This is a genomic window from Burkholderia sp. FERM BP-3421, assembly GCF_028657905.1.
Lineage (GTDB): Bacteria > Pseudomonadota > Gammaproteobacteria > Burkholderiales > Burkholderiaceae > Burkholderia.
Genome location: NZ_CP117781.1, coordinates 1,255,934 through 1,267,955, shown reverse-complemented (window position 1 = coordinate 1,267,955; position 12,022 = coordinate 1,255,934). Strand labels below are relative to the sequence as shown.

9 protein-coding genes and 2 pseudogenes are annotated in these 12,022 nt (G+C 70.1%); 3 read left to right on the top strand and 8 right to left on the bottom strand.

The features are described from left to right. Positions 1 to 104: 104 nt before the first annotated feature. Positions 105 to 548, top strand: a complete 444-nt coding sequence (hpaR, locus tag Bsp3421_RS08590) for a homoprotocatechuate degradation operon regulator HpaR (RefSeq protein ID WP_273998021.1) — start codon at positions 105 to 107, stop codon at positions 546 to 548. A gap of 19 nt (positions 549 to 567) precedes the next feature. On the opposite strand, the gene Bsp3421_RS08585 is transcribed toward hpaR, so the two are convergent. Both Bsp3421_RS08585 and Bsp3421_RS08580 read right to left on the bottom strand, forming a co-directional pair. Beyond that, on the bottom strand, positions 568 to 1,749 hold the full coding sequence (locus Bsp3421_RS08585; RefSeq protein ID WP_273998020.1) for an SDR family oxidoreductase: 1,182 nt from the start codon (positions 1,747 to 1,749) through the stop codon (positions 568 to 570). 19 nt (positions 1,750 to 1,768) lie between these two features. Continuing rightward, entirely contained in the window at positions 1,769 to 2,515 is a 747-nt protein-coding gene (locus Bsp3421_RS08580; RefSeq protein WP_443111498.1) for a MipA/OmpV family protein, read from the bottom strand. Positions 2,516 to 2,754: 239 nt separating this feature from the next. On the opposite strand from Bsp3421_RS08580, the gene Bsp3421_RS08575 reads away from it, so the two are divergent. Together Bsp3421_RS08575 and Bsp3421_RS08570 are read left to right on the top strand one after the other, a co-directional pair. Beyond that, on the top strand, positions 2,755 to 3,483 hold the full coding sequence (locus Bsp3421_RS08575; protein WP_273998018.1) for a response regulator transcription factor: 729 nt from the start codon (positions 2,755 to 2,757) through the stop codon (positions 3,481 to 3,483). Next, positions 3,484 to 4,815: an ATP-binding protein gene (locus Bsp3421_RS08570; RefSeq protein WP_273998016.1), complete on the top strand. Its 1,332-nt coding sequence runs from the start codon at positions 3,484 to 3,486 to the stop codon at positions 4,813 to 4,815. 54 nt (positions 4,816 to 4,869) lie between these two features. Here Bsp3421_RS08570 and Bsp3421_RS08565 read toward each other — a convergent pair whose 3' ends face one another. The 6 genes and pseudogenes from Bsp3421_RS08565 to Bsp3421_RS08540 all read right to left on the bottom strand — a co-directional run bounded on the left by Bsp3421_RS08565 (position 4,870) and on the right by Bsp3421_RS08540 (position 11,951). Continuing rightward, positions 4,870 to 5,916: a substrate-binding domain-containing protein gene (locus Bsp3421_RS08565; protein WP_273998014.1), complete on the bottom strand. Its 1,047-nt coding sequence runs from the start codon at positions 5,914 to 5,916 to the stop codon at positions 4,870 to 4,872. Positions 5,917 to 5,967: 51 nt separating this feature from the next. After that, positions 5,968 to 7,366 (bottom strand): annotated as a pseudogene (locus Bsp3421_RS08560) (LLM class flavin-dependent oxidoreductase). Between the two features lie 37 nt (positions 7,367 to 7,403). After that, positions 7,404 to 8,620: pseudogene (locus tag Bsp3421_RS08555) on the bottom strand (SfnB family sulfur acquisition oxidoreductase). A gap of 4 nt (positions 8,621 to 8,624) precedes the next feature. Then, positions 8,625 to 9,857: an SfnB family sulfur acquisition oxidoreductase gene (locus Bsp3421_RS08550; protein ID WP_273998012.1), complete on the bottom strand. Its 1,233-nt coding sequence runs from the start codon at positions 9,855 to 9,857 to the stop codon at positions 8,625 to 8,627. A 116-nt stretch (positions 9,858 to 9,973) separates the two neighbouring features. Further along, on the bottom strand, positions 9,974 to 11,014 hold the full coding sequence (locus Bsp3421_RS08545; RefSeq protein ID WP_443111484.1) for an ABC transporter permease: 1,041 nt from the start codon (positions 11,012 to 11,014) through the stop codon (positions 9,974 to 9,976). A 112-nt stretch (positions 11,015 to 11,126) separates the two neighbouring features. Continuing rightward, a complete protein-coding gene (locus Bsp3421_RS08540; protein WP_273998008.1) occupies positions 11,127 to 11,951 on the bottom strand; it encodes a phosphate/phosphite/phosphonate ABC transporter substrate-binding protein in 825 nt (274 codons plus the stop codon). Positions 11,952 to 12,022 lie beyond the last annotated feature (71 nt).

Below are 12,022 nucleotides of genomic sequence, written 5' to 3'. Positions count from 1 at the left end.
CGCCGGAAAAAGTACAACCGCGATAACCCGTAGACGCCGGGACCATGCCGCCCCCTAATCCGCCCTGCTAAGATAAGGACATCATACGTCTTCCCCGGATCCCCATGAACCGTAAGTTGGACCACCGCAACCTGGCCATGCTGCTGCTCGAGGCGCGTGAATCCCTGATGGGCCGGTTCCGGCCGATCCTCAAGGAATTCGCGCTGACCGAGCAGCAATGGCGGATCATCCGGGTGCTCGACAGCGAGGCCTCGCACGAACTGGAGGCCGGGCAGATCGCCAAGCGATGCTGCATCCTGAGCCCGAGCCTCACGGGCGTGCTGGAGAGAATGGAGCGCGACGGCCTGATCCTGCGCACGCGCGCGCAGGAGGATCAGCGCCGGCTGATCGTCAGCCTGACCCCGCAGAGCCAGCAGCTCGTCGCGGAAATCGCGCCGCGCATCGACGAGCAGTACCGGCTGCTCGAACAGCGCTTCGGCGCCGAGGCGCTCGGCGAGGTCTACGCCGCGCTCGACAAGCTGATCGAAGTCGGCGGCGCGTCGTCGTAGACGCGCCGGCCGGCGCGCGTCACGGCAGATCGGCGCGCATCTGGTCGAGCACGCCGATGCCGCGCGAGGTGCGCATGCACTCGTTCACGTAATCGACGAACGGCAGCGGTTCGAAGTCGATCTCGTCGCGCGCGCGACCATTGTCGAAGATATGGTCGAGTTCCGCGTAGCCCGCGTACAGGTGCAGCGCCTGCTCGACCAGCCGCTCGCGCGCGCGGTCGCGCCGGCCGATCAGGCCGCGCGCGATCAGCGGAAATTCCGCGCTCCCGCACAGCGCATAGCGCGGCACGCCCTCCATCCCCTCCGCCTCGTCCATCGCGCGCACGATCTGCGTGACCGTCGGCGCCTCGTCGCCCACCGAGACGTGGTACAGGTCGTGCGCGAGCGCCGGCTTGACCGCGAGCAGCATCAGCGCACGCGCGCAGTCGTCGACCGAGATCACGTCGACGCGCGTCATCGGGCGCGCGGTGAAACGCCGCGCCGCGTGAATGATCCGGAACATCCAGAAGGTGCTCGACGAAGGCTGGGTGCCAAGCATCGTATGCCCGACCACGCTCGACGGCCGCGCCAGCACGAGCGGCAGGTCGAGCCCGCGCAGCCGTTCCTCGACCTTGCGCTTGCTGCCTGCGTAAGGCGTCAACTCGGCGCCGTCCGCGCCCGCGTCGTCGTGCTCGAACACCGTGCCGCTGCCGTCGCCGTCGCTGACGAACGCCGCGCTCACGTGCAGGAAACGCTGCAGGCGCGCGCTGCCGGCGAAGCGCTCGGCAAAGCGCAGGCTGTCGTCGACGTGCGCGGCCGCCTCGGCCGTCTTCGGCGACAGCGTCGTGAGGCCCGCGCAGTTGATCACGTGCGACGCCGCGCGCAGCTGCGCGTGATCGTTCGCGGAAAGCACGCCGCCCAGCTCGCCGACGATCACGTTCGCCTCGGTGAGCCGCTCGACCCAGTACGGCGCGAGCCCGCCGCGCAGCGCGGCGGCGCGCAGCCGCTCGAGCCCGTGGGCCCGGTCGCGCGCGCGCACCAGGCAGCGCACGCGGTCGACCAGCCCCGCGTTGACGAGCGCGACCAGCACCGCGCTGCCGATAAAACCCGTCGCTCCCGTCAACACCAGCCGCTCGACATTCGCCGCGGCCGCGGGCGCGCTGGACGGCGACACGAGACTCGTGCGCCAGTTCAGCGACAAAGCGGTTTTCCAGATCAACACGTTACCTCCTTCCAGCCCCTCAGAATCGGTACGACACCGCCGAGAAGCCGTAGTAATTGGTTTTCGACTGCACGATCGGGCTGTTGCCGTACTCGCCGAACAATCGGGTGACGCCGGTGGTGCTCGTCACCGACCAGCGTTTCGAGATGTCATACGTCCACATGAGCGCCATCGACGCGCTGTCGATGCCGCCCTTGGTCGAATACGGCCGGAACTGGCTCGTCATCGACTGCGCCTCGGTCACGCCGTAGAACGTCTGCATGTAGCGGCCCGAGCCCGCGTGCACGGTGCCCGTCGCGACGAGCAGGTGCTGCGCCGACTTGAAGAACGGCACCGCGAGATCGACGTGGCCGGACAGGCCGCGCGACGTATGCGTGACCGGCGTGTCGAGCGTCACGCTCAGCTGGTTCTCGCCGAGGAACTTGACGCCGCCCTGCAGCGACACGATCACCGAGCCCAGGACATTGCCCATCCCCTTCAGGTAGTCGGAGCCGTCCAGGCCGAAATGATTGCTGTCCTTGCGGCCCAACGCATAATTGACGGCGGCCGAGACGAAGAAGCCGTGCGGCAGATCGCGCCGGTAGCCCGCCCCGTCCGTCGTGCTGATGAACAAGCCGTTGCCGAACTCGGCGGAGAAGCCGGGCCCGATCACGCCGCGATAATCCTTGCTGCCCTGGTAGCGGGGCGAGAAGCCGCCGCCGAGCGAGAAGGTGTAGGTGTTTTCCGCTTGGGCGGGCAAGGCCGCCATCAAACCAATCGCGGGCAGGCAGTAACGCAGGGAGTTGAGGCTGGCGCGCACAATTTTGAGATATAAGTCAGGGAGTTCGCAGTCTAGAAGCACCTGCGTTTCCAAACTGTCCCTAAAGTTGCGGGAATATGTGCGAAATTGTGTTCGATTGTCGGCGATTGTCTCGCCCGCTCGCCCCGTGGCGGGTGCGCGGCTAAAATCCGGCTGCTCCGCCCCCCGCCCGGCGTGGGGGCGGCTCGCCGTCATCCGAGGAGACCATGAACGAAGTTCCGCTCAAATACCGTGTGTTGCTCATCGAAGACGACGATCGTCTCGCGCAGTTGATCCGCGAATATCTCGACAGCTATGAATTCGCCGTGACCGTCGTGCGGCGCGGCGACCTCGCGGTCGCGGCGGTGCGCGAGCACCAGCCCGCGCTCGTGATTCTCGACCTGATGCTGCCGAACCTCGACGGCATGGAGGTCTGCCGCCGGATCCGCGGCTTCTCGAATGTGCCGGTGCTGATCCTGACCGCGCGCGCGGACGTCTACGATCAGGTCGCGGGCCTGGAGACGGGTGCGGACGACTACGTGACGAAGCCGATCGAGCCGCGCGTGCTGGTTGCGCGCGCCCGCGCGCTGCTGCGCCGGATCCAGCCGCCCGCGCCCGCCGAGGCGCCGCCCGTCGGGGCCGAGGGCCTGGTGTTCGGCGAACTGGTGATTTCGCCGCCGAACCGCACCGTGACCTGGCGCGGCGAACCGGTCGACCTCAAGACCACCGAATTCAACCTGCTGCTGATCCTCGCCCGCTCGGCCGGCACCGTGCTGAGCCGCGACGATATCCTCAAGCAGCTGCGCGGCATCGAATTCGACGGCATCGACCGCTCGGTCGACTCGGGCATCTCCAAGCTGCGGCGGCGCTTCGAGGATGCATCGTCGGAGCCGCACAAGATCAAGACCATCTGGGGTCGCGGTTACCTGTTCAGCCCTTCCGCCTGGGACGAATGAATGTTCCGCTCGCTCATCAAGCTGTATCTCGTGCTGCTCGTCTTCGCCACCGCCGGCGTCTTCTTCGTCAACAACTCGTTCAAGCGCGTGTTCTATGAACGCTTCGCGGAGAGCGAGCGCGCGTCGCTGCACACCTACAAGTTCGTGCTGTCCGACTACCTGGAGCGCCATCCGGGCGAAGCGCGCACCGCCGCGCTCGATGCGCTGAACGAGCACGGCAGCGACGGCTTCAGCCTGACCAGCCTCGATGCCGTGAAGCCGCTGATGAGCGACGTGCAGTGGCGCGACCTGCTCCACGGCGAAATCGTCATCAGCTACGACGCCAAGGATTACTACATGCCGCTACCCGACGGCTACGTCGTGCACGCGCATCCGACCTCGCCCGGCGACCTCGACCTCCGTATCTACGCCTACTCGACGATCGCGTTCATGCTGCTGATCGCCGTCGTGTTCTGGGCCAGCTATCACTGGCGCGATCTCGACAAGCTGCAGGCGGCCGCGCGCTCGTTCGGCTCCGGCAAGCTGTCGACCCGCGTGAATCTGCCGAGGAAATCCAACATCTACGAGCTGTCGCAGCAGTTCAACGACATGGCGCAGCGGATCGAAGCCTCGATCCAGCAGCAGCGCGACATGATGCACGGGATCTCGCACGAGCTGAAGACACCGCTCGCGCGGCTGGAATTCGGGCTGGCGCTGCTGTCCTCGTCCGACGAGACGGTGCGCCTGCGCGAGCGTCAGGAAGCGCTGCGCCGCGACGTGCGCGAACTCGACGAGCTGGTCACCGAGCTGCTGACGATCGGCCGCCTGGAGCAGGGCGAGGCGCATCTCGTGCCGATGCAGGTGATGGTCAGCGAACTGATCGACAGCGTCGCCGCGAGCGTCGCGGACGACGTCGCCGACCTGAACCTCACGCTCGTGGTGTCGACGCTCGGCGCGCCCGCGCGCCACATCTGCGATCCGAAGCTGGTCGCCCGCGCGCTGCTGAACCTGATCCGCAACAGCTCGCGCTACGCCGCGACCACCATCACGGTGAAAGCCATGCTCGGCGACGCGGGCGCGCTCGTGCTGACGGTCGAGGACGACGGCCCGGGCATTCCGCCCGTCGACCGCGAACGCGTGTTCGAGCCGTTCCAGCGGCTCGATTCGAGCCGCGACCGGCAGACCGGCGGCTATGGCCTGGGGCTCACGATCGTGCGCCGCGTCGCGCTCGTGCACGGCGGCGAGGTGCGCCTGGAGGAAACCCCGCTCGGCGGCGCGCGCTTCGTCATGACGCTGCCGGCGAAGGAACTGTCGGCCGAGCCCGACGGACGCGTGGGCAGCTACGCGGGCTGAGGGCGCGCGGCCCGCGCGCCCTGCGCGAGCCGCCCTCCCTCGCCGCGCCGCGCGTCAATCCGCGTCGGGAATCCAGCGGGCCCGCGCGGCGGCGCTCGCGCGGAACGCGGGAAATCTCGCGCCCAGCTCGGCCACCGTGCGGATGTCGTGGCGAATCAGGTCGTCGCGCGTGATCAGGCTCGGCTTCACGACGATGCGCGCGCCGGGGTCCTGTCCGGCCAGGAGCAGCGCCGCCGCCCGCACCGACACCGCGCCCACCACGGCCGGATTGGTCGCCGCCGTCGCGACCCAGGCGCTGTCGGGCGCGCGGATCGCGGCGATGTCGGCGGTCGAGATGTCCGCGCTGTAGATCCGCAGCTTGCCGCCGAGCTTCGCCTCGTTCGCGGCCAGCAGCGCTCCGCGCGCGAATTCGTCGTACGGCGCGAACACGACCCGGATCTCCGGATGGGCGCGATACACGGCGGCGGCCTGATTCGCGACCGACTGCGCGATCGGATTGTCGACCGTGCCCCAGCGCGCCTGCTCGCGGATGCCCGGCCGCGCCGCCTTGAAGGCGCGCCACACCGCGTCGCGGCGATCGAGCGGCGCGAACCCCGCGACATACACATAACCCGCGTCGAACGCCGGCCCGTTGTCCTTCACCGCCTGATCGAGCACGAGCGTCGCGAGATCGCGGTCGCTCTGCTCGATCTGCGGCACGCGCGGATTGTCGAGGTCGACGTCGAACGCCACCACCTTGACGCCCTTGTCGAGCGCGCGCTGCACGACGTCCTTCAGCGCTTCCGGCAGGCCGTGGTTGACGATGATCGCCGCGACCCCGAGGCTGATCGCCTGCTGGATCTGCTCGCGCTGCTCGGCGGCGTCCTGGCGGCCCTCGTAGACGCGCAGGTCGACGCCGAGCGCCTTCGCCTGGCGCTGCGCGCCCGCCGCGTAGGCCTGGAAGAAATCGCCGGTCGACAGATAATTGACGAGCGCGATCTTCACGCCGCCCTTGTCGAACGGCGGCGGCGCTTCCTTCAGCGGTCCCGCGAGCGCGGCGGCGCACGCGAATCCGGCGACCGCGACCGCGATGCGACGCCCGACTCGTGCCGGCGAATTCATGGCAACTCCTTCCTGGTCGAAGAGAACGGTCCGCGGATGCGCGGCGCGGCGTCAGCCGCGCGCGTCGACGCGCGCCGCGGGCTCGCCGTGCACGCGGCGGCGCGCGCCCGGATGGGTCGCGGCGAGCCGCGCGCCCGCACCGTGCAGCTTCTCGCGCAGCGTGCCCGGCGCGTATTCGGTCTGGTAGACGCCGCGCCGCTGCAACTCCGGCACGACGAGCTCGACCACGTCGACGAAGGTCTCGGGCGTCACCGCATACGCGAGGTTGAACCCGTCGACGCCGGTTTCGTCGACCCACGACTGGAGATCGTCGGCGATCTCGCGCGGATCGCCGACCGACACCGGGCCCAGCCCGCCGATGCCGCCCCAGCGCGCGATCTCGCGCACCGTCCAGGTGCGGGTCGGATCGGCGCTCGACAGCGCCTCGACGGCCGACTGGATCGCATTGCTGTCGACATGCCGCAGCGGCTCGTCGAGCGCGTACTTCGACAGGTCGATCCCGGTCCAGCCCGACATCAGCGCGAGCGCGCCCTCGTCGCTCGCGTAGCGGCGATAGTCGGCGTGCTTCGCGTGCGCCTCGGTCGAGGTGGGCGCGGTGATCAGCGTGTGCAGGTTGAAGATCAGCACGTCGTGCGGATCGCGGCCGAAGCGCCGCACGCGCTCGCGGATGTCGGCCACGAACGCCTTCAGGATCGTGCGCGACGGCGCGGCGACGAAGATGCATTCCGCGTGCTGGGCGGCGAAATCCTTGCCGCGCCGGGATGCGCCCGCCTGATAAAGCACCGGCGTGCGCTGCGGCGACGGCTCGCACAGATGGATGCCGGGCACGTCGAAATGCACGCCGTGATGGCCGATCGGATGCACCTTCGACGGTTCGATGAACTGGCGGCGCACGGGATCGCGCACCACGGCGTCGTCCTCCCACGAGCCTTCCCACAGCTTGTAGCAGACGTCCAGATACTCCTCGGCGAGCGCGTAGCGCGCGTCATGGTCGACCTGGCTCGGCAGCCCGAGGTTGCGCGCCGCGCTGTCGAGATAGGACGTCACGACGTTCCAGCCCACCCGCCCGTCGGTCAGGTGGTCGAGCGTGGACATGCGCCGCGCGAACGGATACGGATGCTCGTACGACAGCGAGCAGGTGATGCCAAAGCCGAGATCCCGGGTGACCGCCGCCATCGCCGAGACGAGCAGGATCGGATCGTTGACGGGCACCTGCGCGCCCTGCCGGAGCGCCGCTTCGCCCCCTGCCCTGGTAGACGTCGTAGATACCGAGCACGTCGGCGATGAACAGGCCGTCGAACCTGCCGCGCTCGAGCAGCTGCGCGAGCTCGGTCCAATAGCCGAGCTGCCGGTAGCGCCATGACTGGTCGCGCGGATGCGCCCACAGGCCGGGCGACTGGTGCCCGACGCAGTTCATGTCGAAGGCGTTGAAACGGATCGGACGGGTCATCTTCTGGGTTCTCCCGGCGGCGGCGGCCGCGCTGCGCCTACAGCGCGCCGTGACGCGGCGGCAAGGCGTCGTTCAGGTAGTAGTTGGCGATCGCGACGTACTTCCAGCGCACCGGATCGTGCAGCGTGTGCGTGCGCGCGTTGCGCCAGTGGCGGTCGAGCGCGTGCTCCGCGAGCACGGCCTGCGTGCCCGCGAGTTCGAGCAGCCGCGACGACGCCTGCAGCGCGATCCCGGTGGTCGCCGCGCGCGCGCCTTGGCGACTGCGATCGACGCGGCCGCGACCGTGTCCGCGGTCGCGTCGGCGATCGCCGCGTCGACCCGCCGGCCCGCGCGCTCCGTGAGCGCATCCGCCGCGTCGAGATCCAGCGCGAGCTTGCCGAACAGCTCAAGCGTGAGCGGGTCGTCGCTCGCGCGCTCGACCCCGCTGTCGATCCACGGCCGCGAGCGCTCGCGCACGAAGCGCCGCGCATCGGCGAACGCCGCGCGCGCGATGCCGAGATCGACGGCCGCGTGCAGCAGCTGGCCGAGCGGACCGACGGGCGTCGGCTTCTGATCGAAGGCCGCGCTGTACGGCACGACCGCCGAGGCATCCACGTAGACGTTGTCGATCCGCGTGGTGCCGCTACCCGTGGTGCGCTGGCCGAAGCCGCTCCAGTCGTCCTCGACCGTGAGCCCGGGGGCGCGCGCCGAGGCGAACGCGACATGCAGCGCATCGTGCGCGTCCTTCGCGACCACCGGAATCCAGTGCGCGAACAGCGCGCCCGTCGAATAGAACTTCTGCCCATTCAGGCGGAAGCCCTCACCGTCCGGCGTGATCGTCGTGCGGTAGTCGCGCACGGTCTTCGTGCCGCGCTCGGACAGCGCGTTGCCGAAACGCTCGCCGGCCAGCGCGCGTTCGAAGTAGAAGCGCTGCTGCTCGGGCGTGCCGTTCACGCGCAGCACTTCGAGCATGTAGAAATGATTCTGCGGAATCTGGCCGATCGCGGGATCGGCGGCCGACACGCGCGCCGTCACTTCCGCGAGCGTGGCCGCCGACACGCCCGCGCCGCCGAATGCGCGCGGCACCGCGATACCCCACAGGCCGGTCGCGGAATAGGCGTCCAGCTCGTCGTGCGGCAGGCGGCGCGTCCGGTCGCGCTCCGCCGCGCCGTCCGCGATCGAATCGGCGAAGGCGCGCGCCGCGTCGAGGGCCTCCTGATCCGATGCGATGCGGTGCGCGCCCGCCGCGGCGGGCGCATGGACAAAAGCATTCATCGATTCAGTTCCAGGGGTGACGCGCGGGCTTCACGCCGTTCAGGTAGTAGTTGCCGACCAGGTGATACTTCCAGCGCACCGGGTCGTGCAGCGTATGCGTGCGCGCGTTGCGCCAGTGCCGGTCGAGGCCGTGCTCCGCGAGCGTCGCCTGGGTGCCGGCCAGTTCGAGCAGCTTCTCGCTCGCGAGCAGCGCGATCTCGGTCGTCAACACCTTCGCCTCGCCGACCGCCACCGACGCGCGCGCGACGTCGTCCTCGTCGATCGCCGGCTGCGCGGCGATCGCATCGAGCGTGCGCGCCGCGCGTTCGAGCAGGGCGTCGGCCGCGTGCAGCTGGATGAACAGGCGCCCGGTCTCGCGGATCGTGAGCGGATCGTCGCTCGCGCGCTCGACCCCGCTGTCGATCCACGGCCGCGACCGCTCGCGCACGAAGCGCAGCGTATCGTCCAGCGCGGCGTGCGCGATGCCCGCGTCGATGGCGGCCTGGATGATCTGCGAGATCGGCCCGTTCAAGGTCGGCAGGTCCGACACGCGATGCGCGGGAAACACGTGCGACGCCGGCACGCGCACCGCGTCGAGCCGCACCGTGCCGCTCGCCGTGGTGCGCTGGCCGAAGCCCGACCAGTCGTCGATCACGCTCAAGCCCGGCGTGCCGGCCGGAATATAGGCGAGCCAGCCCTTGCGATCCGCATCGAGCCCGAGCACCGGCACGTAGTGCGCGAACAGCGCGCCCGTCGAGTAGAACTTCGCGCCGTCGACCCGGTAATCGTCGCCGTCGCGCGTCACCGTCGTCTTCAGGTCGAGCACGTTGCGGGTGCCCTTCTCCGAGAAGCCGTTGCCGAAACGCTTGCCCTTCAGGATCTCGCCGAAGAAAAAGCGCTGCTGCGCCGCGCTGCCCGTCAGCGCGATCACGTCGACCAGGCCGAAGTGATTCTGCGGCAGCTGCCCGAGCGAGGGGTCGGCCGCCGAAATGATCTTCACGACCTCGACGAGGGTCGCGTACGATGCGCCCGCGCCGCCATGAGCCTTCGGCACCGTGATGCCCCACAGCCCCGCTTGCGAGAACCAGTCGATTTCCACGTATGGCAGGCGGCGCTCGCGGTCGCGCTCGATCGCGCCCGCCGCGAGGCGCGCGGCGAGGTCGCGCGCGACCGCGAGCGCCTCGGCGTCGCTGCCGATCACGCGCGCGTCCTCCGTCACTGCATGCGGCGCGCGCGCCGCTTCGAGCGTTGCAGGCATCCCTTTCTCCCGTGGCTGGCACAAAGGATCAATCTATCAACCGCGCGCGGCAGGCCAAACCGATGGATTGTGCGAACCTTATTCCCGCCTGGAAATTGCGCGTCGGCGCCCCGCCGTCAGCGCGTCGGGCGCGCGCCGATGCCGAACGTGAACGCGAGCGCGCACACGAGCAGCAGGCCCTTGATGAAATCCTGCATGTAGTACGGCGCATTCAGCATCGTCAGCCCGTTCAGCAGCACGCCGACGAAGACCGCGCCGAGCACCGTGCCCGCGACGTTCGGCCGCTTCGCGCCCCAGGCCGCATAGCCGATCAGCGACGCCGCGACGGCATCGAGCAGCAGCGCATGGCCCGCGCTCGCGTCGCCGCGCCCGACGCGTGCGGCGATCAGCACGCCGCCGAACGCCGCGAGCGCGCCCGAGGCCGCGTACGCGATCAGCCGGTAACGCGTGGTCGGCGCGCCCGCGAGACGCGCGGCCGTCTCGTTGCCGCCGATCGCATACAGCACGCGGCCGAAACGGGTCGCCTCCGTCGCGACGCAGGCGACCACCGTCACGGCGGCGAGCGCGAGCACCGGCAGCGGCACGAGGTCGAACAGCCGCAGGCGGCCAAGCGCGAGGAAGGCGTCCGGGAACACGCCGGTCGCCTCCGTGCCGTCGGGCAGCACCGCGCCGGTCGACAGCGAGCGCCCGCCCGTCGGAATCAATTGCAGGCCGGCCAGCAGGAACAGCGTGCCGAGCGTCGCGAGCGGGTCCGGCACCCGCAGCCGCGCGATCAGGACGCCGTTGAAGAGGCCCGCGGCCACGCCGAGCACGAGGCAGGCGGCCACCGCCAGCGCCGCGCTGCCGTGCCAGACCACCAGCACGTAGCTCGCCGCCATCTGCGCGCAGGCGGCCACGCTGCCGACCGACAGGTCGAAACCGCCGACGGCGAGCGTGATGGTCACGCCGATGCCGAGCAGCGCGACGATCGATACCGCCTGCAGGATGCTGAACAGGTTGTCCACCTGCAGGAACGCGGGCTCGCGCAGCGCGAAGCCGACGATCAGCGCGGCGAGCACGAGCACGATGCCGAGCCGCTCGGCCCGGGCGCGCAGGCCGGGCCGGACGTCGAGGGGCGGCGCGTCGGGCGCGGCGGCGGAAGAAGCGGAACGTTTCATGCGAGCGGCGGCCCGGGAATCAAGCGGTGGACAGGATGGTGCGGTACGAATCGCGTACGCGGCCGTCATGCGCGCGTGGCGCCGCGAGCGGACAAGAACCGGCGCACGCCCGTCAACCCAGCACGGGATAACCTTGCGCCGCCGCTTCGCGTTCGAAGCGTTCGATCGGCGCGTAGTCGTTCCATCCGAGCGCGTCGAAGCCGCGCAGCCTCAGCGCGCGGGCGCGCTCGGGATCGGCGGCCAGCGCGCCGTCGAGCGCCCGGCGCAGGGCGTCGGCCCACGCCGCGTCGAGCGCGCGCGAGGCGACGAACGGCAAGCCCGGCGCACGCGCCGTCGCGCCGATCACGCGCACGTCGCGCAACGCGTCGAGCCCGGCATCGCGCGCATAGGCCCAGGTCACGCAGTCGATCGACGCGCAATCGGCCTGCCCCGCGCTCAGCGCGCGCAGCACGTTCAGATGCGAGCCCAGCGCCGTCGCCGACGCGAAGAAGCGGCCCCCGCGCGCGTGCGGCGCGACCGCGTGCCGGAAGGCGTTCATCCCGCTGTGCGAGGTGTCTTCGTTATATGCGGCGCGAAGGCCGCGGCACGCGGCGAGCGTGGTCGCACCCGCCTCATGCGCGGCCGCCGAGACGACGAGCACGCTCGAATAGGTCGCGTCGACGCAGCCGTCGACGGCGAAGATGGGCGTCGCGATCGGCTGCACGTGGTCGGCCAACCCCAGCATTCGATAGGGATAGCCGCAGGTTTGCGACAGCAGCAGGTCGGGACGGCGCCAGAGCGAGCGCAGGTCGTCGAAGGGCTCGTCCGGGACGGTAACGTCGGCGGGACCGCCCGCGCGGGCGAACGCGTCGAGCGCATCGGCCAGCAACGCGCGCCACAGCGCGGCAAGCGGCGCGCTCACGTTGTACATCGGCAGCGCGGCGACCCAGCGGCTCATGCGCCTGTGCGCCGGCGCGCGGCGGAACCGGGTATGCGGTCGGCGCGCGGCGCGCGAGCCGTCGACCGCGC

Coding starts and splice junctions, on each gene's coding strand:
- hpaR (WP_273998021.1), top strand. CDS start 105: ATGAACCGTAAGTTGGACCACCGCAACCTGGCCATGCTGCTGCTCGAG.
- Bsp3421_RS08575 (WP_273998018.1), top strand. CDS start 2,755: ATGAACGAAGTTCCGCTCAAATACCGTGTGTTGCTCATCGAAGACGAC.
- Bsp3421_RS08570 (WP_273998016.1), top strand. CDS start 3,484: ATGTTCCGCTCGCTCATCAAGCTGTATCTCGTGCTGCTCGTCTTCGCC.
- Bsp3421_RS08565 (WP_273998014.1), bottom strand. CDS start 5,916: ATGAATTCGCCGGCACGAGTCGGGCGTCGCATCGCGGTCGCGGTCGCC.
- Bsp3421_RS08550 (WP_273998012.1), bottom strand. CDS start 9,857: ATGCCTGCAACGCTCGAAGCGGCGCGCGCGCCGCATGCAGTGACGGAG.
- Bsp3421_RS08545 (WP_443111484.1), bottom strand. CDS start 11,014: ATGAAACGTTCCGCTTCTTCCGCCGCCGCGCCCGACGCGCCGCCCCTC.
- Bsp3421_RS08540 (WP_273998008.1), bottom strand. CDS start 11,951: ATGAGCCGCTGGGTCGCCGCGCTGCCGATGTACAACGTGAGCGCGCCG.